17 protein-coding genes and 1 pseudogene are annotated in these 20,508 nt (G+C 73.1%); 11 read left to right on the top strand and 7 right to left on the bottom strand.

Annotation, left to right across the window (positions count from 1 at the left end; genetic code table 11):
- The first annotated feature begins 51 nt into the window (after positions 1-51).
- Positions 52-1,578 carry an NCS1 family nucleobase:cation symporter-1 gene (locus IE277_RS09005; protein WP_189950308.1) on the top strand — a complete coding sequence of 509 codons (1,527 nt, stop codon included), beginning with the start codon at positions 52-54 and terminating at the stop codon, positions 1,576-1,578.
- 19 nt (positions 1,579-1,597) lie between these two features.
- Here IE277_RS09005 and IE277_RS09000 read toward each other — a convergent pair whose 3' ends face one another.
- On the bottom strand, positions 1,598-2,281 hold the full coding sequence (locus IE277_RS09000; protein WP_189950306.1) for a hypothetical protein: 684 nt from the start codon (positions 2,279-2,281) through the stop codon (positions 1,598-1,600).
- A gap of 261 nt (positions 2,282-2,542) precedes the next feature.
- Between IE277_RS09000 and IE277_RS08995 the strand changes: the two genes are divergently transcribed.
- The 4 genes from IE277_RS08995 to IE277_RS08980 all read left to right on the top strand — a co-directional run bounded on the left by IE277_RS08995 (position 2,543) and on the right by IE277_RS08980 (position 7,351).
- Positions 2,543-4,348, top strand: a complete 1,806-nt coding sequence (locus IE277_RS08995; RefSeq protein WP_189950304.1) for a gamma-glutamyltransferase family protein — start codon at positions 2,543-2,545, stop codon at positions 4,346-4,348.
- 117 nt (positions 4,349-4,465) lie between these two features.
- The gene (locus tag IE277_RS08990; RefSeq protein WP_189950302.1) at positions 4,466-5,311 is read left to right on the top strand and encodes an inositol monophosphatase family protein; all 846 of its coding nucleotides are present in this window, start codon (positions 4,466-4,468) and stop codon (positions 5,309-5,311) included.
- A 115-nt stretch (positions 5,312-5,426) separates the two neighbouring features.
- Positions 5,427-6,845: a phytoene desaturase family protein gene (locus tag IE277_RS08985; RefSeq protein ID WP_189950300.1), complete on the top strand. Its 1,419-nt coding sequence runs from the start codon at positions 5,427-5,429 to the stop codon at positions 6,843-6,845.
- Complete coding sequence (locus IE277_RS08980; RefSeq protein ID WP_189950298.1) at positions 6,842-7,351, top strand: O-acetyl-ADP-ribose deacetylase; 510 nt, start codon at positions 6,842-6,844, stop codon at positions 7,349-7,351. Before IE277_RS08985 ends, IE277_RS08980 begins: the two co-directional genes overlap by 4 nt.
- Before the next feature lie 29 nt (positions 7,352-7,380).
- On the opposite strand, the gene IE277_RS08975 is transcribed toward IE277_RS08980, so the two are convergent.
- Complete coding sequence (locus tag IE277_RS08975) at positions 7,381-8,025, bottom strand: response regulator (RefSeq protein WP_189950296.1); 645 nt, start codon at positions 8,023-8,025, stop codon at positions 7,381-7,383.
- Positions 8,022-9,203, bottom strand: a complete 1,182-nt coding sequence (locus tag IE277_RS08970; RefSeq protein ID WP_229881052.1) for a sensor histidine kinase — start codon at positions 9,201-9,203, stop codon at positions 8,022-8,024. Before IE277_RS08970 ends, IE277_RS08975 begins: the two co-directional genes overlap by 4 nt.
- A gap of 123 nt (positions 9,204-9,326) precedes the next feature.
- On the opposite strand from IE277_RS08970, the gene IE277_RS08965 reads away from it, so the two are divergent.
- From IE277_RS08965 to IE277_RS08955, 3 genes are all read left to right on the top strand, one after another.
- The gene (locus IE277_RS08965; RefSeq protein ID WP_229881049.1) at positions 9,327-10,256 is read left to right on the top strand and encodes an ABC transporter ATP-binding protein; all 930 of its coding nucleotides are present in this window, start codon (positions 9,327-9,329) and stop codon (positions 10,254-10,256) included.
- Positions 10,253-11,110, top strand: coding sequence for an ABC transporter permease (locus IE277_RS08960; RefSeq protein WP_189950293.1), 858 nt, complete (start codon positions 10,253-10,255; stop codon positions 11,108-11,110). Before IE277_RS08965 ends, IE277_RS08960 begins: the two co-directional genes overlap by 4 nt.
- A gap of 71 nt (positions 11,111-11,181) precedes the next feature.
- Positions 11,182-12,012 carry a hypothetical protein gene (locus IE277_RS08955; protein WP_189950291.1) on the top strand — a complete coding sequence of 277 codons (831 nt, stop codon included), beginning with the start codon at positions 11,182-11,184 and terminating at the stop codon, positions 12,010-12,012.
- 180 nt (positions 12,013-12,192) lie between these two features.
- On the opposite strand, the gene pdxR is transcribed toward IE277_RS08955, so the two are convergent.
- The 4 genes and pseudogenes from pdxR to IE277_RS08935 all read right to left on the bottom strand — a co-directional run bounded on the left by pdxR (position 12,193) and on the right by IE277_RS08935 (position 16,884).
- Positions 12,193-13,662 (bottom strand): MocR-like pyridoxine biosynthesis transcription factor PdxR, encoded by a 1,470-nt coding sequence (pdxR, locus tag IE277_RS08950; protein WP_189950920.1) that lies wholly within the window; start codon positions 13,660-13,662, stop codon positions 12,193-12,195.
- 44 nt (positions 13,663-13,706) lie between these two features.
- Positions 13,707-14,408: a B3/B4 domain-containing protein gene (locus IE277_RS08945; RefSeq protein WP_189950289.1), complete on the bottom strand. Its 702-nt coding sequence runs from the start codon at positions 14,406-14,408 to the stop codon at positions 13,707-13,709.
- A gap of 78 nt (positions 14,409-14,486) precedes the next feature.
- Positions 14,487-14,693: pseudogene (locus IE277_RS08940) on the bottom strand (respiratory nitrate reductase subunit gamma); the annotation flags it as partial.
- A 325-nt stretch (positions 14,694-15,018) separates the two neighbouring features.
- Entirely contained in the window at positions 15,019-16,884 is a 1,866-nt protein-coding gene (locus tag IE277_RS08935; protein WP_189950286.1) for a chloride channel protein, read from the bottom strand.
- Between the two features lie 509 nt (positions 16,885-17,393).
- On the opposite strand from IE277_RS08935, the gene IE277_RS08930 reads away from it, so the two are divergent.
- The 3 genes from IE277_RS08930 to IE277_RS08920 all read left to right on the top strand — a co-directional run bounded on the left by IE277_RS08930 (position 17,394) and on the right by IE277_RS08920 (position 20,482).
- Positions 17,394-17,951 (top strand): MarR family winged helix-turn-helix transcriptional regulator, encoded by a 558-nt coding sequence (locus IE277_RS08930; RefSeq protein WP_189950284.1) that lies wholly within the window; start codon positions 17,394-17,396, stop codon positions 17,949-17,951.
- Between the two features lie 78 nt (positions 17,952-18,029).
- A complete protein-coding gene (locus IE277_RS08925) occupies positions 18,030-18,914 on the top strand; it encodes a methylenetetrahydrofolate reductase (protein WP_189950282.1) in 885 nt (294 codons plus the stop codon).
- Between the two features lie 86 nt (positions 18,915-19,000).
- The gene (locus IE277_RS08920) at positions 19,001-20,482 is read left to right on the top strand and encodes an AlkA N-terminal domain-containing protein (RefSeq protein WP_189950280.1); all 1,482 of its coding nucleotides are present in this window, start codon (positions 19,001-19,003) and stop codon (positions 20,480-20,482) included.
- Positions 20,483-20,508 lie beyond the last annotated feature (26 nt).

The following is a 20,508-nucleotide window of genomic DNA, read 5'->3' as shown; positions in this document are numbered from 1 at the left end:
CTGGTGCCCGCACGGCCAACTCCCCTCCCATCTCACCCGATTGGCCAGCCCATGACCGACACCGCTCCCTCGGCCATACCCCTCTCCAGACAGGTCACCCTCCCCGACGGGCGCGTGGAACTCGCTCCCGGCACCCCGCCGCCCAGCGGTCCCTACGCCAACGAGGACCTGCTCCCGGTCCCGGCCGGGAAGCGCACCTGGACCACGTACAACTTCTCCGCACTCTGGGTCGGCATGGCCCACAACACGGCCTCCTGGACGCTGGCCTCCGGTCTGGTCGCCGTCGGCATGGACTGGAAGCAGGCGGTGTTCACCATCGCCCTCGCCAATCTGATCGTGCTGGTGCCGATGCTGCTGACCGGACACGCGGGCCCCAAGTACGGCATCCCGTTCCCGGTGTTCGCCCGCGCCTCCTTCGGGGTGCGCGGCGCCAACCTGCCCGCCGTCGTACGGGCGTTGGTGGCCTGCGGCTGGTTCGGCATCCAGACCTGGATCGGCGGCGAGGCGATCTACTTCCTCGCCGGAAAGCTGATCGGCGACAGCTGGTCGAACGCGGCGCACGTCGGCGGCTACGCCTGGACCATGTGGCTGTCGTTCGCGATCTTCTGGGCGATCCAGGTCGCGATCATCTACCGGGGCATGGAGACCATCCGCCGCTTCGAGAACTGGGCGGCGCCCTTCGTGCTCGTCGGCGCGTTCGTGATGCTGTGGTGGATGAGCAGCAAGGCCGGCGGCGTCGGCCCGCTCTTCGATCAGCCCTCCAGGCTGGGCTGGGGCGGGGACTTCTGGAAGCTGTTCTGGCCCTCGTTGATGGGCATGATCGGCTTCTGGTCCACGTTGAGTCTGAACATTCCCGACTTCACCCGCTACGGGCGCAGCCAGAAGGCCCAGACCTGGGGCCAGGCCCTCGGCCTGCCGACGACGATGACCCTCTTCGCGTTCCTGTCCGTCCTGGTCACCTCCGGCTCCCAGGCGGTGTACGGCAAGCCGGTCTGGGACCCGGTGCAGCTGGCGGCGAAGACGGACAACGCGGCCGGGCTGCTCTACGCGCTGGTGACGGTCCTGGTCGCGACCCTGTCGGTGAACATCGCGGCGAACCTCGTCTCGCCGGCCTTCGACTTCTCCAACGTGGCGCCGAGAAAGGTGAGCTTCCGCACCGGAGCGCTCATCACGGCCGTCCTCGCGGTCCTGATCTTCCCCTGGAAGCTGTACTCCGACCCGCAGGGCTATATCTTCACCTGGCTCGGCCTGGTCGGCGGCCTGCTCGGCACGGTCGCGGGCATCCTCGTGGCCGACTACTGGTTCCTGCGCCGCACCCGCCTGGACCTTGCCGACCTCTACCGCACGGGCGGCCGCTACTGGTACGCGGCCGGCTGGAACTGGCGGGCCGTCGTCGCCTTCCTCGCGGGCGGCGTCCTCGCGATCGGCGGCGCCGACTTCAAGCCGCTGATCGACGGCCGCCCCATCCCGGCCCTGGCGCCTTTGGCGGACTACGGCTGGGCGGTGGGCCTCGGCACGTCCTCGGTGCTGTATCTGGGCCTCACGCTGCTGACGGGGCGCAGGGCGGCCCTGGCGTAAGGGCGCCGGGGGTGGGCGGTCAGCCGGACTGCGACTGCCCGCCCCCGAGGGCGCCGACCGCGGCCCGCGCCGCCTGGATGGCACCCTTGTTGATCTCGTCCGTGTCCGGAGCCTTCTTGGTCTCGAAGTCGCTGCCGTTGTACGTGACGATCACCAGGGCGTTGGACAGCCGGACCATCACCACGCCCTCACGGGTCTGCTGCTTGTCCTCCGTGGTGAGGTTCACGACCGAGTAGGCGCTGTCCCCGAGCCCCGGCACGGCCCCGCCGCCGCTCTTCTCCTTCACCCGCTGCTGATACTCCTGCTGCGCCTCCTGCTGCGACCCGCTGACCTCGAACGACACATCGAGCCAGCGGTAGTCGTAGCCCTGCAGCGCGTTCCAGGAGCAGGTGCGGCGCAGCCGGGCGTCCGTGGAGGGGATCTCCTTGCCGGCCGTCTTCGCCCCGGGCACCAGGGACTTGACGGCCGCCGCGGGCACACTGCCGCACGGCGAGGGCGCGGCCGAGAACGCCTTCGCCGCCGCCGCGGACGACGGGTCGGAGGAGCCGGAGGAGGACTGGGTGGACGTCGACCGGTCCTTCTGATGCCCGGCCGCCGCGGACGGCGCTGCCGGGCCGGATGTCAGCACCCAGCCGGCACAGGCGAGGACGGCGACCGGCGAGATCCGCGCGGTGAGGGCGAGCGGCAGAGGAAGAGAACGCACGGCGCACTTCTCGTGGGGGAAGGGGGTGGGGAAGGTCCGCATGGTGGACGGGGACGCCAGTGTCACACGACTCACTGTGGGGCGGAAGTGGTAACTCCGCTGTGCACCCGGGCGGTCACGGCGATACGGGCCCGACATACCGTCCCGCCCTGTTTTGTCCCCCCTCGGGGCGGCGGCCCACACTGGCTTTCCGGCCTTCCCGCACAGTGATCACGCTCGTACGATCACCCGGAAGACGTACCCGAGCCGAGGAGCCCGCCCGTGTTCACCACCCGGCCCACCTTGCAGGGAACGTTCGGCATGGTGTCCTCCACCCACTGGCTGGCATCCCAGTCGGCGATGGCGGTCCTGGAGAACGGCGGCAACGCCTTCGACGCCGCCGTCGCGGGAGCCTTCGTCCTGCACGTGGTGGAGCCGCACCTGAACGGGCCGGCCGGTGAGGTGCCGATCCTGCTCGCCCCGGCGGGCGGCGAGGTACGGGTGCTGTGTGGGCAGGGCGTGGCCCCGGCCGGCGCCACCGTCGCGCACTACCGGGGGCTCGGGCTGGACCTCGTACCCGGCACCGGGCCGCTCGCGGCCGCCGTGCCCGGCGCCTTCGACGCCTGGCTGCTGCTCCTGCGCGACCACGGCACGAAGTCCCTGGACGACGTCCTCGCGTACGCGATCGGATACGCCGAGCACGGGCACGCGCCCGTGGAGAAGGTCGGCGCCACCGTGGCGGCCGTACGGCGGCTGTTGGAGACGGAGTGGACGTCGTCGGCCGCGCTGTACCTGCCCGAGGGCCGAGCGCCCCGGCCCGGGGCGCTGCTGCGCAATCCCGCCCTCGCCGCCACCTGGAAACGGCTGCTCGCGGAGAGCGCGGGGGCCGGCGGCCGTGAGGCGCGGATCGACGCCGCGCGCGAGGTGTGGCGCTCCGGCTTCATCGCCGAGGCGCTGGTACGGCAGTCCCGGCGGCCCACGATGGACACCAGCGGGACGCGCCACACCGGCACACTCACCGAGTCCGACCTCGCCGGCTGGACGGCCACCTACGAGAGCCCGGTGAGCTACGACTGGAACGGCTGGACCGTGTGCAAGGCCGGCCCCTGGAGCCAGGGCCCCGCCCTCCTCCAGCAGCTCGCCCTGCTCCCGCCCGACCTGCCGGCCTACGGCTCCGCCGACTACGTCCACCTGCTGATCGAGGGCTGCAAACTCGCCATGGCCGACCGCGAGGCCTGGTACGGGGACGCGGCCGAGGTGCCGCTCGCCGAACTGCTCTCGGACGACTACAACGCCGGGCGACGGGCGCTGGTCGGTGCCAAGGCCTCCTGGGAGCTGCGGCCCGGCAGCCCCGGCGGACGCTCCCCACGGCTGCCGGCGCGGGAGTACGCGCGCGTGGAGAGCGGCTTCGACCCGCTGGGCGCCGGTGAGCCGACCGTCGCGGAGTTCCCCGGCGAGGCGGACGTGAGCGCCGACGGCACCACCCGTGGCGACACCTGCCACCTGGACGTCGTCGACCGCTGGGGCAACATGATCGCGGCCACGCCCAGCGGCGGCTGGCTCCAGTCCAACCCGGTCGTGCCCGAGCTGGGCTTCCCGCTCGGCACCCGGCTGCAGATGGCCTGGCTGGACGAGGGCCTGCCGAACTCCCTCACCCCGGGCCGCCGCCCCCGCACCACCCTCACCCCGTCCCTCGCGCTGCGCGACGGCGTGCCGGTCCTGGCCTTCGGCACGCCCGGCGGAGACCAGCAGGACCAGTGGCAGCTGCACTTCCTGCTCGCCGCCACATTGCGCGCCCCGGTCCGCGGCGGCCTCGACCTGCAGGGCGCGATCGACGCCCCGAACTGGCACAACGACAGCTTCCCCAGCTCCTTCCACCCGCGCGGCCGGCGCCCCGGCAGCGTCACCGTGGAGTCCCGCACGGACGCGGACGTGATCGAGGAGCTGCGGCGGCGCGGCCATGACGTCACCGTCGGCCCCGCCTGGTCCGAGGGGCGCCTGTGCGCGGTGGCCCGGGACCCGGAGACCGGGGTGCTGTCGGCGGCGGCGAATCCGCGCGGGATGCAGGGGTACGCGGTGGGCCGCTGAGCGACGCCCAGGGGCGAGGGGCGAGGGGCGAGGGGCGACCCCCGTTCTTCATCCCGATTCCACCCTGGGTGCACCGGGCGGGCGGGGAATGTCAGTGCGACATGTTCTCATGGAGGCATGATCCAAGACACGGAAACCATCGACGAGTTTCTCGCGCGCTGCTCGGCCGACGTGGAGGAAGCGGTCCGCAAGGCCGCCGCGGCCGAGATCCTGCCCCGCTTCCGCCGCCTCGCCGAGCACGAGGTGGACCAGAAGAGCGGCCCCCACGACCTGGTCACGGACGCCGACCGGCTCGCCGAGCTGCGGCTGACCCACGACCTGGGTGCCCTGCTGCCCGGCTCGGTCGTGGTCGGCGAGGAGGCGGTGCACGCCGACCCGGCCGGCTACCTGGCGCTCCAGGGCGACGCACCGGTGTGGATCGTCGACCCGGTCGACGGCACCCGCCAGTTCGTGCACGGCGACGACGGGTTCTGCACCCTGGTCGCGCTCGCCCACCGGGGCGTCGTCCTCGCCTCCTGGACCTATGCCGCGGCGCGGGGCCAGCTCGCCACCGCGGTCCGCGGCCGGGGCGCCTTCCTCGACGGCGAGCGGCTGTTCGCGGGCCCGCCCGCGCCCGGCCGGGACCTCGCCGTCGCCCACTCCCACCCGGACTACACCACCGACGAGCAGAAGCGCGCGCTCAGCCCCCTGTGGACCGACGGCTTCGCCCCCCGCGCGTGCGGATCGGCGGGCCTGGAGTATCTCGCCGTCGCCCGGGGCGAGTTGGACGCCGTCGCGTTCTCCTGGGAGGCCGCCTGGGACCACGCGGCGGGTCTGCTCCTGGTCGAGGAGGCGGGCGGCGCGCACCTCACGCTCACCGGCGAGCCGTTCCGTGTGACCGGCGGCAACGCCCTGCCGTTCACCGCCGCCCGGGACGCCGAGACGGCCCGCCGGGTGTCCGATCGGCTGCGCACGGGGGCCTGAGACCCCGGCCCGCGCCGCCCCGGCGCCGGGCTCCGGCCACCCGGGCCCGGGGAGTGTCGGTCCTCCGGCATATCCTGAACCTCGAGTGACCATCGGCTGACGAAGGGGTCCGAAGGTGCCGTCGATGCTCGATGCCGTCGTGGTGGGTGCGGGGCCGAACGGACTGACCGCCGCCGTGGAGCTGGCCCGCCGCGGATTCTCGGTCGCGCTGTTCGAGGCGAAGTCCACCGTGGGCGGCGGCGCCCGCACCGAGGAGCTGACCCTGCCCGGCTTCCGGCACGACCCGTGCTCGGCCGCCCACCCCCTCGGCATCAACTCGCCCGCGTTCCGCGCCCTCCCCCTCGACCGCTACGGCCTTGAGTGGCTGCACGCCGAGCTGCCGATGGCGCACCCCTTCCTCGACGGCACCGCGGCCGTGCTGTCCCGCTCCGTGGCCGAGACGGCCGCCTCCTTCGGACCGCGCGACGCGGGCGCGTACCGCAGGCTGGTCGGCCCGTTCCTCGGCCACTGGGACACGCTCGTCCGGGACTTCATGTCGCTGCCGCTGACCGCGCTGCCGCGCGACCCGGTCACCCTGGCCCGCTTCGGGCTGGCCGGGCTGCCGCCGTCCACCTGGCTGCTGCGCCGCTTCAAGGACGAGCGGGCCAAGGCCCTCTTCGCCGGCCTGGTCGCGCATGTGATCGCGCCGCTCGGCGGCCTGGCCACCGGCGCCATCGGCCTGGTCTTCGCGCTGGCCGCGCACGCCCGCGGCTGGCCGGTGGCCCGCGGCGGCTCCCAGGCGATCTCCGACGCCCTCGCCGGGTATCTCACGGACCTCGGCGGCGCCGTGCACACCGACTACGAGATCAAGCGCCTGGACGACCTGCCGCCCGCACGGGCGTACATCTTCGACACCTCGCCCACCGCGCTCGCCCGCATCGCCGGATTCGGCGACCACTACGCGCACTACCGGTACGGCCCGAGCGTCTTCAAGATCGACTACGCGCTGGACGGCCCGGTGCCCTGGACCGCGCCCGAGGCCCGTACCGCCGGGACCGTCCAGATCGGCGCGAGCCAGGCCGAGATCGGCGCCGCCCTCGACGCCGCCTCCCGCGAGGGCCGCGCCCCCGAGCGTCCGTTCCTGATCACCGTCCAGCCCAGCGTGGTCGACCCGACCCGCGCACCCGAGGGCAAGCATGTCTTCTGGGCGTACGGCCATGTCCCGAACGGCTGGTCCGGCGATCTCACCGATGCCATGGAGCGCCAACTGGAGCGCTTCGCCCCCGGGTTCCGCGACCGCGTACTCGCCCGCGCCGTCGCCGGGCCCGCCGAGATGGCCGCCCACAACGCCAACTACGTCGGCGGCGACATCGCCTGCGGCGCGGCGTCCGGACTCCAGCTGCTGCTGCGCCCCAGACTGTCCCTGTTCCCGTACCACACCCCGCATCCGGCCGTCTTCATCTGCTCCTCGGCCACCCCGCCGGGCCCCGGTGTGCACGGCATGTCGGGGCACAACGCGGCCAAGGCCGTGTGGCGAAGACTGAGGCAGACATGACCACCATCACCCTCGTCCAGGGCGACATCACCCGGCAGAGCGCCGACGCGATCGTCAACGCCGCCAACTCCTCCCTGCTCGGCGGCGGAGGAGTCGACGGCGCCATCCACCGGCGCGGCGGCCCCGCCATCCTGGAGGAGTGCCGCGCCCTGCGCGCGTCCCGGTACGGCAAGGGCCTGCCCACCGGCCAGGCCGTCGCCACGACGGCGGGCGCACTCGACGCCCGCTGGGTCATCCACACCGTCGGCCCCCGGTTCACCCATGATGAGGACCGGTCGGAGCTGCTGGCCTCCTGTTATCGGGAGTCGCTGCGGGTCGCGGACGAACTCGGTGCTCGCACGGTCGCGTTTCCCGCCGTCTCCGCCGGTATCTACGGCTGGCCGATGGAGGACGCGGCCCGGATCGCGGTGGAAACGGTGCGGGCGGTGGAGACGTCGGTCGAGGAGGTCCGGTTCGTGCTCTTCGATGAGCGGGCGTACGAGGCGTTCGCCGCGCAGCTTCGCTGACGGAACCACACGTTCTTTACTTCGGATGGTCAGACCAGGCCTGACTCGTAGGCGGCGATCACCAGTTGGACTCGATCGCGGGCGTCGAGTTTGGTCAGCAGCCGGGCTACGTGGCTTTTGGTGGTGGCCATGCTGATGTACAGGTGGGCGGCTATCTCGGCGTTTGACATGCCGCGTCCGATAAGGGTCAGTACCTCGCGTTCGCGGTCGGTGATCCCCTTGATGTCACGCCGGCGTCGTGCAGGGAGGACGCCCCGGCCAGTGAACTCCTTGATGAGACGGCGGGTGACGCCTGGCGCGATCAGCGCGTCGCCGGCGGCGACGACGCGGACCGCCGTCACGATGTCGTCCAGCACCATGTCCTTGATCAGGAAGCCGCTCGCGCCGGCGTGCAACGCGGCGTAGACGTTCTCGTCGTCGTCGAAGGTGGTGAGGATGACCACGCTGGCCCCGGTCTCCACCGTGATGAGCCGGGTGGCCTCGATGCCGTCCATGACGGGCATCCGGATGTCCATCACGACGACGTCGGGGCGGAGATCGGTGGCCGACTGGACGGCATCGGCGCCCGTTCCGGCTTCACCGACGATCTCGATGTCCGCGATGTCGTTGATCAGCATGCGCAGTCCGGCGCGGACTATCGGCTGGTCGTCGGCGAGGAGCACACGGATCGTCATATCGGCAGCCTAGCTGCGACCAGGAAGCCGCCTTCGGCCCGCGGTCCGGAGCTGAAGTGGCCGTGGAGCAGAGCGACGCGCTCGCGCATTCCGGTGATCCCGTAGCCGCTGCGCGGGTTCCTGGTCGCGCCCACGCGTCCGTCGTCGGTGATCTCGATGGACAGCTCCTCGTCCGCGTACTCGACGCGGACGAGGCAGTGGGCGGCGCCCGCGTGACGTACGACGTTGGTCACCGACTCCTGGATGACGCGGTAGGCCGCGAGCTCGATCTCGGGGGTGAGCGTCCGTCGTCGGCCATGCCATCGCACCTCGAGCCGCACTCCGGCGTCCGCCGCCGTCGCGGCCAGCCGGTCGACGTCCGCCAGGCCCGGTGCCGGGGTGGACGGCGCCGGTTCCGCTTCGGCCTCGCGCAGGACGCCGAGCATGCGCCGCAGCCCGGTGAGCGTCTCCCGGCTGGTCTGCTCGATGCTGCCCAGCGCCTCGCGCACGCCGTCCGGCTGGCTGTCGACGGCCCGCTTCGCCGCTCCGGCCTGGATCGCGATGGCGCCGATGCTGTGGGCCACCATGTCGTGCATCTCCCGGGCGATCCGCAGCCGCTCGGCCTGGACCGCCTGCGTCGCGGCCTGTGCTCGCAGGGCCCCGGCGTGGTCCTGCCGCAGTCGGATCCAGCTGCCGAGGATCCAGGCGACCGTGGTGGTCACGACGAGGACCGACCACGGACCGGTGAGGACCTCGAAGGCCGCCCTCCCAGGGACGAAGACCGTCGCGGCCAGGGCCCAGACGGCCAGCACGGCGACCACCGCCGCGGCGGCGGCCCGGCGCGAACGGGTGACGGCTATGTAGAAGACCAGCACGTCCGCCGCGAGGAACAACGGCCACGTCGCGTCCCCGCACACCCGGGCCACGACCGCCTCGGCCAGCAGCACCGCAAGGACCGGCGACGGTCGGCGGCTCGCCCAGCCGACCGGCCATGCCACCAGGAAGGCCAGCCCCACCAAGGCCCAGCGCCCGATGCGAACGAAGTGACCGGCCGACAGGAAGACCGGGTGCGCGGGTTGCGGCATCGCTGTGTACAGAACCAGAGCGAACACGGGGACGGCGCACCAGCCGACGGCTGCCAGCGGGTCCGGCGACAACCGGCGCAGCAGGGCGGCGGGCGTCAGGAGGTGGGGTCGCACCCGGCGATGCTATCCACCGAGGTCGACGGTGGTATCGGACCGTGGTCTGCATCCCCTGGGCTGACAAGGCGGGAGCCCGCGGACCGATGTGACACCGATCCGGTCACCGGCAGCCTGGACGGCGTGATCGAAATCAACCAGCTGACCAAGCGCTACGGCAGCGTACTGGCCGTCGACGACCTGACCTTCTGTGTCCGGCCCGGGCAGGTGACCGGGTTCCTCGGCCCCAACGGCGCCGGCAAGACCACCACGATGCGCATGCTTCTCGGCCTGAACGCCCCCACCGGTGGCACCGCCACCATCAACGGTCGTCCCTTCTTCGCGTTCGGTACCGGCCTGCGCCATGTGGGCGCCCTGCTGGACGCGGGCGACGTCCACCGGGGGCGCACCGCGAACGCGCATCTGGCCGCACTGGCCCGCAGCAACGGCCTGCCCCGCCGCCGGGTTCAGGAGGTCCTCGAGACGGTGGGTCTGGGCGAGGCGGGCCGTCGGCGGGTCGGCGGGTTCTCGCTCGGAATGCGCCAGCGCCTGGGAATCGCCACCGCGCTGCTCGGAGATCCGCCGGTCCTGGTCTTCGACGAACCGATCAACGGCCTGGACCCCGAGGGCATCCGGTGGGCCCGCGAGCTGTTCCGTCGCCTGGCCGCCGAGGGACGTACCGTGTTCGTCTCCAGCCACCTGATGAGCGAGATGGAGCACACCGCCGACCACCTGGTCGTCGTCGGCGGCGGCAGGCTGCTCGCCGACGAGCCCCTCGCCGACTTCGCCGCCCGGGCCACCACCGCCGGCGTCACCGTGCGGACCCCCGACCCGGCTGTGCTGGCCGAGGTGCTGCGCAACGCGGGAGCCTCGGTGCTGGCGGAGGGCCATGACGCCCTCACCGTCACCGGCCTCACCGCGGCCCGCATCAACGAACTCGCCTTCACCCGTCGTGTCCTGGTCCACGAGGTCAGCGCGCACGACGGAACGCTGGAGGACGCCTTCATGGAACTGACCGCCGCCAGCGTCCGGTACCGCGCCTCAGCCACTCCCGCAAGGAGCAAGGACCGATGACCACTCTCGCGACGACGTCCACAGCCGCCACCCGACGCGGTGCTGCCGGACCTGCCCGCCGGCGCGACCTGCTCGGCGCCGAATGGATCAAACTCTGGTCGCTGCGCTCGACCCCTGTCGTGCTGGGCGTCCTCCTCGTCTCCTACCTCTACCTGGCCTACCATGCCGCCCAACTCGCCCACGACTCCTACCCGACGTGGCCCGCCTTCGCCAAGCTCGACCCCGACCCCGCGCACGACGCCTTCGACTTCCCGAAGTTCCTCCTGCTCATGGCCACCGCCGGCACGATCGGCGCGATGACCGTGGCCGGCGAACACGCGAGCGGGCTGATCCGCACCACCCTCATCGCCGTGCCGGCCCGAGGCCGCGTGATGCTCGCCAAGGTCACGGTGGTGAGTGTCGTGCTGGCCGTCCTCGGTCTGCTCATCGGAGTCGGATGCTGGGGCATCACCCTGGCCGTCGTCTCGGACCGGATCACCGGCTTCTCCTTCACCACCCCCGGCATCTGGCGCGTCATCACAGGCACCACGGTCGTGGTCCCGGTCTGTGGCCTGATCGGCATGGCCGTCGCCACACTCATCCGCAACACGGCGGGCACCGTCTTCGCCGTCCTCGCCTTCTTCCTCGTCGGTCCACTGGCCGTCAAGGCGCCCCTCCCCCTGCTGTCCGCCAACCAGCGGGCAGACCTGGGTAACACCCTTCCCGCGTACGCCTGGGGCCGCCTCACCATCATGAGCCACGGCCGGCTCGTCGAACACGTCTCCTCCATCCCGGCGGCCTGGACCTCGCTCACCCTCTGGGCCCTCGTCTCGGTTGCCATCACCGTGACGGTCCTGCGGCACCGCGACGTGTGACGGCGGCGCCGACGCCGGACACCCGACCCAGCACACCCACCCGGACCGACACATGGCGACAAGGAACCCTGATGGCCACGACCACCGAACCGACAACAGTCACAGCCCGCGACGAACTCCACGGCCGTTTCGGCGACCTGCTCGCCGCAGAGCGGATCAAACTCCTCTCGCAGCGCTCGACCCACATCCTGCTGGTACTCGCTCCGGTGATCACCGTCTGCGGTGAGTGGTTCACCTGCTCGGGTGTTCACCTTGCCGGCGCGTCGGCGCATGCGGCTTACGATCCGCTGAGAGGCTCCTTCAACTCCGGCACGTGGGGCTTCCTCATGGTCGGCGCCAGCATTCTCGGTGTCCTCGCAATGAGCAGCGAGTACTCCAGCGGCCTGATCCGCACGACCTTCCTCGCCGTTCCGAACCGCCGGTGTGTCGTACTGGCCAAGGCGGTCGTCGTCACCGGTGTCACATCCGTCGTCGGCCTGGTCACCGCGATCGCTTCGTTCGTCACAGCCCAGGCGATCCTGTCCGGCGAGCACCTCGGCATCTCGGTCAGCCGGCCCGCTGTCCTTCAAGGCTTCGTGGCATCCGCCGTGATCCTGCCGGTATGCGCGGTCGTCGGCATGGCCGTCGGCACACTCATCCGGACCTCCGTGGCTGCCCTGTTCACGGCCCTTCTGGCCCCGGTCCTGCTCGGCGCCGTCCCTTCCGGCAGCGACCAGTTGACGGCCGCTCTCAGCAACTCGGCACCCCAGAACGCGTGGAGCGCCCTGACCAGCCTCGGCACCGAGTGGGACGACGTCGGTTCCTTTCCTCCCACGGCACTCCAGTCCTGGACCGCGCTCGCCTTCTGGCCGCTTCTCACCCTCCTCGCCGCACTGATCGCCGTGCGCCACCGCGACGTCTGACCCCCACCCCACCAGGGCCCCGCCGGCCCCGCCGAAGCTCATGTTCCAGCGTGTGCCGTCGTGGCGGCGGCCGTCCCCGGCGGTGAAGTAGCTGTGGGAGGCAGGCGGCTCGCCGCGGGGGGACAGCACCCGTGCCTCATGGGGGGAGACCCCCCGTGACACGCGTCGCGCAGCGAGCGGTCAGGACAGCTCGCGCAGGGTGCGGCCGAGGAGCGCCACGCCCCCGGCGATGACGCCCGGCGGGGTGGCCGCATAGCCGAGGACGAGACCGGGCGGGCCGGGCAACTGCCGGTGCCAGGACAGCGGTTGGCACTTCACCCCGCGGGCCAGCGCGGCGGCCGCGACCGCGGTGTCGGGCACATCCGCGGCGTAGGTGAGGGTCAGATGGAGGCCTGCGGCGGCGCCGTGCACCCTCCCGCCGGGCAGGTGCTCGGCGAGCGCGGCGATCATCGCGTCGCGGCGGTCGCGGTGCCGGCGCCGCAGCAGCCTCAGCTGACGCTCCAGCCCGCCGGACTCCATCAGCCGGGCCAGCACCAGTTGCGGCAGCACCGGGTTGCCGAGGTCGTTGAAACGCTTGGCGTCGACCAGGGCCGCGCGATGGCGGGACGGCGCCACCAGCCAGCCGATCCGCAGTGCCGGGGCCAGCAGCTTCGACACACTGCCCAGGTAGCAGACCCGGTCGGCGAGCAGGGCCCGCAGCGCGGGCACCGGGGCCCGGTCGTAGCGGTGCTCCGCGTCGTAGTCGTCCTCCAGGATCAGCCCGCCCTCCCGGGCCCAGCCGAGCAGTTCACGCCGGCGCTCGCCGCTGGTCACCACGCCGGTCGGGAACTGATGGGCCGGGGTGAGCAGGACCGCGCGGGCACCGGTCGCACGCAGCGCGTCCACCCGCACCCCCTCTTCGTCGACCGGCACCGGCGGGGTGGCGAGGCCGCCGTTCGCCAGATGCTGGCGGCCGCCGAGCGAGCCCGGGTCCTCCACGGCGACGGCGTCGATGCCGTCCGCCCGCAGCACCTGGTGCAGCAGCGTGAGCGCCTGGGCGGTGCCCGCGACGATCAGCACCTCGTCCGGTGCCACCCGCACCCCCCGCATCCGCGCCAGCCAGTCGGCCACGGCCCGCCGCAGCGCGGGAGCGCCACGGGGGTCGCCGTAACCGAGGTGCTCGGCGGACAGCTCCGCGAGCACGGCACGTTCGGCCCGCAGCCAGGCGGTACGCGGGAAGGTGGTGAGATCCGGCCGCCCGGGAGTGAAGTCGACGTCGGCCGGGGCATCTCGCAACGCGTCGAAGACATCGGGACCGGGGGCGCGGGAGAAGGGCGACGCCCCGCCCCGCTCCGGCCCGCCCTCGGACGCACCCCGCGCGGCACGGGGTGCCGCCACCACCACGGTGCCCCCGCGGCGGCGCCCCTGAAGATGGCCGTCCTCGGCGAGCCGGCGGTAGGCCTCGGTGATCACCCCGCGGGAGACCCGCAGTTCGGCGGCGAGCACCCGGGTGGGCGGGAGTCTGCTGCCCACCGCCAGACGGCCGTCCGCTATCGCCTGCCGCAGCCGGCCGGCCAGCCACTCCGCCTTCCCGCCGGCGGGCAGGTCGCCGACCGCCAGCTGCAGGAAGTCCGAGCCACGGGCGGGGAGTGCACCCGCGCCGACCGGCATCTCTCGCTCCTCGTCCACGCGGGTGATGCTGTCATGAGCCGGGCTCAGCCACCGAAGACGAACTCCGGTACGGCCGCGCTGAGCACGGCCTGCTCCGTGACGGCCCCCCAGTGCGCCGTCACCTCCTCCTGCACCGTCTTCAGCAGCTCGGGCACGATCTCCGCGCCGCCCTCGTGCATCGCCTCCGCCACGACGAGCACCCGGCGGGTGGGCGCACCGACCGCCGAGTGGCCGCTCTGCCGGTGGGTCCAGCGCCGGGCGTGCGCCCGGCCAGTGGAGTCGACGAAGGTCACCTCGCCGGGCGCGGGCCGCTCGACGCCCCCGCCGAACGCCGTGTACGTCTCGTCGCCGGCGGCCGGCCGCACCTCCAGGAGTGGCTCGGCGACCCGGTCGACGTCGAGGACGGCCACCGGGACCGCGTACGCCACGGACAGCGCGTTGCACAGATCGACCAGGGGATGGATACACGGCAGCGTCCCCTCCTTCCGCAGCCGGCGCAGCAGCGACTCCGCGGCACACCGCACCTGCGTCGGCTTCAGCCCCATACGGCTGAACGTCCGCCGCCAGGCCAGCACTTCGGGGAACTCGCCCTCGGTGGCACCGGCCAGCCGGTCCAGGGCGCGGGCGGTGTACACGGCGGCGCGCGGCCCGGTGTCCACGCGGGCGTCGACACCGGTGGCGTACAGCGCGCCACAGGTCAGTTCGGGGTACGTGGACCAGATGCTCGCCGCGTGCCGGAATCGCATGCTCGGGTTCTCCTCGGGTTCGGGATCACCACCCTGCCGGGGCAGTGGTCCGGTCACCAGGGCCAAACCCGGTGCGTCTCACCGGTCCATAACCGAGCCACGGGCAACGGCGCCGCCCCGCGAGCGGTAGACGACGTACGGGCGGACCGCATAGCCGAGCGGGACGGCGAACGCGTGCACCAGACGGCCGAACGGCCACAGCGCGAACAGGGCGAGGGCGAACAGCGCGTGCAGCCGGTGGACGAGCGGGGCGTGGGCCATCACGCCGACGTCCGGGTCGAGGGCGCCGGCCGCGCAGCGAGCCGCCGCCCGAGCCTCCGCCGACGCCGTGGAACGCCTCCGGCCCTCCGGCCCCCTCATGGCTGCACCCCGTGCCGGCGGGACCGGCACCGCCCGTGTCGACGGCGTACGCGGTGGGGACGACGTACCGTCGCACATGGGGGTACCGCACGCGCGTCGGCGAGTAGGTGTGCCAGGAGAACGAGGCGCCGCGCGGACAGCCCCGCGGCTCGTCCTGGTCGGTGCGGTAGACCGCTCTCAGGTCCGGTGTGGTCGCGGTCCGCCGCAGCCGATCGGCGGCACAGGCCGCCACGCGTTCCGCTTCCCGGACTCAGTTGGCCGCCTGCGCCCGGGCCGGGGCGCGCCCCCGGGTGCGCAACGCCAGGACGCGCTCCGCGTGCTGCTCCTCGTGCAGGTCGATCCGGCGCGCGGCCAGCAGATGCCGCAGGCTGACGATGCCCTCGACGCGGGGCCGCGGCTCGCGGGTGACCACCAGCAGCCGGGTGACCTCCTGCTGGGCCATGCGGTTGGCGAGCGTCCGCAGGGTCTCGTCGGGATGGGCGGTCACCGCCGGCCGCGCCAGCTCGGCGAGTGGGGTCGGGTCGCCGGGGTCTGCGTGCACCAGCGCGCCGCGCGTGACGACACCGGCCAGCTCCCCGGCGGCGTCCAGCACCGGGTACAGGCGCTGGGCGAGCAGCCCCTCGGGGTCGCCCGCGTCGTGCGCGGCCCGCAGCAGGGCGGTGACCTCGCCCGCGGGGCGGCCGGCGGCGAAGGTGACCCCGGCGGGCGTCTCCAACTGCCGTACGAGGTGCACTTCGAGCGGGTCGACGGAGTACTCGCGGGTCAGATGCAGGCCGCGCCGGGCGAGCTTCTCGGTGAGCACCGACCGCTTCAGCAGCACCACCGACAGCAGATAGGCGGCCGACGCGGTGATCACCATGGGGATCAGGGCGTTGACCTCATGGGTGAGCTCCAGGCAGAAGACGATGCCGGTGAGCGGGGAGCGCATGACGCCGCCCAGCACCCCGGCCAGCGAGACCAGGGCCCAGAAACCGGGGCTGACGTGCGGGAACACCAGGGCCTCGGCCGCGCCCAGCGCGCCCCCGACCATGAACATGGGCGCCAGGACGCCGCCGGAGGTGCCCGAGCCCAGCGACAGACCCCAGATCAGGGTCTTCACGACCAGGATGCCGACGATCAGGCCGACCGTGGCACGGCCCGTCAGCAGCGCGCCGATGACGTCGTAGCCGACACCCAGGGCGCGCGGCTCGACGAGTCCGCCCGCACCGATGATCGCGCCGCCGATCGCCGGCCACCACATCCAGTGGATCCGCAGCCGCGAGAACAGGTCCTCGGAGACGTGGACGAGGGCGGTGGCGCCCAGGGCGAGCAGCCCGGCCACCGCCCCGGCGACGACGCACAGACCGTACGCCGGCAGCCCGATCCGCTCGGGCACATGAGCGCCGCCGAAGAGCGGGTCCGTGCCGAGCAGGGGCCCGCGCACCAGGGTGGCGGTCACGGCGGCGACGGCGACCGGCAGATACGAGCGCGGCCGCCACTCGAAGAGCAGCAGTTCCACCGCGAGCAGGATGGCGGCGAGAGGCGCGTTGAAGGTCGCGGCCATGCCCGCGGCGGACCCCGCCACCAGCAGCGCCTTGCGCTCGTCCGTGGTGACCTTGAGGAACTGGGCGAACAGGGAGCCGACGGCGCCGCCGGTCATGATGATCGGGCCCTCCGCGCCGAACGGCCCGCCGGTGCCGATGGATATCGCGGCCGAGGCGGGCTTCAGCACGGCGACCCGCGGCTGCACCCGGCTGCCGCCGACCAGTATCGACTCGATCGCCTCCGGCATGCCGTGGCCCCGTATCTTCTCCGAGCCGTAGCGGGCCATGACCCCGATGACCAGCCCGCCCACGACCGGCATCACGGCCAGCAGCCAGCGGTGCGGGGTGTCCGCGGGCACGGCGGAGCCGAAACCGGGGCGGCCGAGGAAGGCGAGGTTGGTGATCAGCGCGATCAGCTTCAGCAGACCGGCGGCCACGAGTGCGGCGACGGCGCCGACAGGGACGGCGAGCGCCGTGATCACGACGACCCGCGGCGGTACATGGAAGTCGCCCAGGTGCGCGACCTTGGGCGCGGGGGGACGGCGGCGGACAGGGCTGCGGGGATCGGCGGGCGTCGGTGACTGCGGCGGCATGGTGGCTCCGTAAGGGGTACGGCGACAGGGGCTGACAGAGGCGGACAGGGGTAGGGCCGGGCGGGCCGGGGCGGCGCTGAGCGCGGGCGAGGTCGCCCGCGCATGAGTCAGGGGACCCGTGCATGAGTCAGGGGAGTGCGGCGGGGGAGGGAGGAAAGGCGGCGGACGTCGGTGTGCGGTGCGGTGCGGTGCGGCCGGAGCCGTCAGCCGGGCATGGCGCGCGCGGAGTCGACGCGCCCGGGGCGCCGGATGTCGTAGGCGCCCTCCAGGGCGTGCCCGCAACGCGGGCACACGAAGGACACGAAGGAATAGGCTTCGCGCATCGGCTCGGATCTCATCGTCATCACCCTCGGCACCGGAGCCGTCGCGCCCGCTCGGTCCGGTTGCCCGCAGCTTATCATTGCAGTCTGCAATGGTCACCATGGGTGACGGATGGCATCCGGATCGTGGACAGCCGGACAGCCGGACAGCCGGACACAGCCGGACAGTGGACAGCGGAGTGAGGGGCGATGGGTGTCGAGGGTGTGCCGGCCGGTGCGGCGGGGGCCGAGGAGGAGCTGGACCGGGAGGCCGAGGCGGTCACCCTCGCGGTGATGGCGGCCTCCCGCCTGGTCGTCGCCCTCTCCGCCCGCGCCCTCGCCTCGGTCGACGTGCCGCTCACCCTGCCCCAGCTGCGCTCCCTGGTCGCGCTGCACACCTGCGGCCCGATCAAACTCGCCGCCATGGCCGCCACGCTGGGCGTCACGCCGTCCACCGCGCTGCGCATGGCCGAGCGCCTGGAGGCCCTGGGACTCACCGACCGGCGGGTCAACCCGGACAACCGCCGTGAGGTCGTCCTGCGGCTGACCACCGCCGGCGAGGAACTGGTGGACCAGGTGCTGAGCCATCGCCGCGCGGAGATCAGGGCGCTGGTGGAACGGCTGCCCGCGCAAGCGCGCGCCGGTCTCGTCCCCGCGCTCACCGCCCTGACGGCCGTGGCCGGCGACCTCGATCCCGGACTCACCCCGTCCGAGGAGGCGGGCCGGCTGGCGGGCGTGGTCGACGATCCCCTCAACCCGGCGCCGTAGCGGACCCTGCGCCGGGCCCTCCCCGGCCCGCGTGGCATCATCGGCCGAGGTCAGGAACGCAGCCGTACGAGGAACACGATGAACCCCGCTCTCACCGCCACCCCGGCCGTCCGTGCCGCACTGCTGGACGACTTCTCCCTGGAGATGACAGGCAAGGACGTGCCGCGGCTGGAGGAGGCGCGGGGCAGCATCCCGCCGGGCACCCGGATCAACATCACGTTCCTCGCCGGTGAGGACCTCGGTATGCGGCTGGCGGCCGCCCGCGCGGTCAAGCGGCTCGGCTTCGTCCCCGTACCGCACATCTCGGCGCGCCGGCTGCCCTCCCGCGCCGCCCTGGAGGAGTTCCTGTCCGGGCTGGCCGCGGACGGCACCGCCGAGAACGTCTTCGTCGTCGGCGGCGACCCCGCCCGGCCCGAGGGCCCCTACGCGGACGCCCTCGCCGTACTGCGCACCGGGCTGCTCCAGGGCCATGGCGTCCGCCACATCGGCATCAGCGGCTACCCGGAGGGCCACCCCGCGATCACCGACCGCACCCTGTGGTCGGCGCTCACCGACAAGACGGCGGCTATCGCGGCGCACCGGTTCGGCGGCGATGTCATCACCCAGTTCGGCTTCGACGTCGACCCCGTCCTCACCTGGCTGGAGGCCGCCCGCGCCCGGGGTGTGCACCTGCCCGTCCGCATCGGCGTGCCCGGACCGGCGGGCGTCCGCCGGCTGCTCGGCTACGCCACCCGGTTCGGGGTCGCGACCAGCGCCTCCGTCGCCCGCAAGTACGGCTTCTCGCTGACCAACCTCATGGGCACGACCGGCCCGGACCGCTTCCTGCACGCCCTCGCCCACCGCTACGACCCCGAGCGGCACGGCGCGGTGAAGGTGCACTTCTACACCTTCGGCGGACTGCGCCGCACCGCCGAGTGGATCAGCGGCTTCCGGCAGACCGCCCCCACCACGCCCGAGCCCTGACCCGGATCGGGAACCCGGCAGGCCCGTGGACGCTGGTGTCGGATTTCCGCCAGCGGGCGCCGCCCCGGGTGGACGATGCTGGAGGCATGCAGACAGCGACGACGCACCTCGACCGGGAGCACTGTGTGCGCGCCGTGCAGTCCAAGGACGCCCGGTTCGACGGGTGGTTCTTCACGGCCGTCCTGACCACCCGGATCTACTGCCGGCCCAGCTGTCCCGTCGTCCCGCCCAAGCCGGAGAACATGACGTTCTACCCGAGCGCGGCCGCCTGCCAGCAGGCCGGGTTCCGGGCCTGCAAACGCTGCCGCCCGGACACCAGCCCCGGCTCCCCGGAGTGGAACCAGCGCGCCGACCTGGTGGCCCGCGCGATGCGGCTCGTCGCCGACGGCGTCGTGGACCGCGAGGGCGTGCCCGGACTCGCCGCCCGGCTCGGCTACAGCACCCGCCAGGTGGAGCGGCAACTGCTCGCCGAACTCGGCGCGGGACCGCTCGCGCTCGCCCGCGCCCAGCGTGCCCAGACCGCGCGGCTGCTCATCGAGACCAGCACGCTGCCCATGGCCGAGATCGCCTTCGCGGCCGGCTTCTCCTCGATCCGCACCTTCAACGACACCGTCCGCGAGGTCTTCGCCCTGACCCCGAGCGAACTGCGCGCCCGCGCTCCGAAGTCCGGGGCCGGCACCCCGGGCGGGCTCAGGCTGCGGCTGCCGTTCCGCGCCCCGCTCAACCCCTCCAACCTCTTCGGCCACCTCGCCGCCACCGCCGTACCCGGCGTCGAGGAGTGGCGGGACAGCGCCTACCGGCGCACGCTACGGCTGCCGTACGGCCAGGGGATCGTCTCCCTCGCCCCGCGCCCCGACCACATCGCCTGCCGGCTCACCCTCAGCGATCTGCGCGACCTCACCGTGGCGATCAGCCGCTGCCGCCGCATGCTCGACCTGGACGCCGACCCCGTCGCCGTGGACGACCATCTGCGCGCGGACCCGTTCCTCGCGCCCCTGGTCGACAAGGCCCCGGGGCGCCGGGTGCCGCGCACGGTCGACGAGGCCGAGTTCGCCGTCCGCGCCGTCCTCGGACAGCAGGTGTCCACGGCCGCCGCCCGCACCCACGCGGCCCGGCTGGTGGTCGCGCACGGCAAGCCCCTGGACGACCCCGAGGGCGGTCTCACCCATCTCTTCCCGGCGCCCGAGGCGCTGGCCGCGGTCGATCCCGAGTCCCTGGCGATGCCCCGCACCCGGCGCACCACCTTCACCACCCTCGTCCGTGAACTCGCCGACGGAACCCTCCCCTTGGGCGTCGAGTCCGACTGGCCCGAGGCCCGCGCCCGCCTCCTGGCCCTGCCCGGCTTCGGGCCCTGGACGGCCGACGTCATCGCCATGCGCGCCCTCGGCGACCCCGACGCCTTCCTCGCCACCGACCTCGGCATCCGGCGCGCGGCCCAGGAGCTGGGCCTGCCGTCCACGCCGGCCGCGCTGACCGCCCGCGCGGAGGCCTGGCGGCCCTGGCGGGCGTACGCCGTCCAGTACCTGTGGGCGACCGACAGCCACCCCGTCAACTTCCTGCCCGTGTAAGCCCGCACCAGCCGGTGGAAGAAGGT

This window comes from Streptomyces alanosinicus (assembly GCF_014650595.1).
Taxonomy (GTDB): Bacteria; Actinomycetota; Actinomycetes; order Streptomycetales; family Streptomycetaceae; genus Streptomyces; species Streptomyces alanosinicus.
This window is presented reverse-complemented; position numbering and strand designations above follow the sequence as displayed.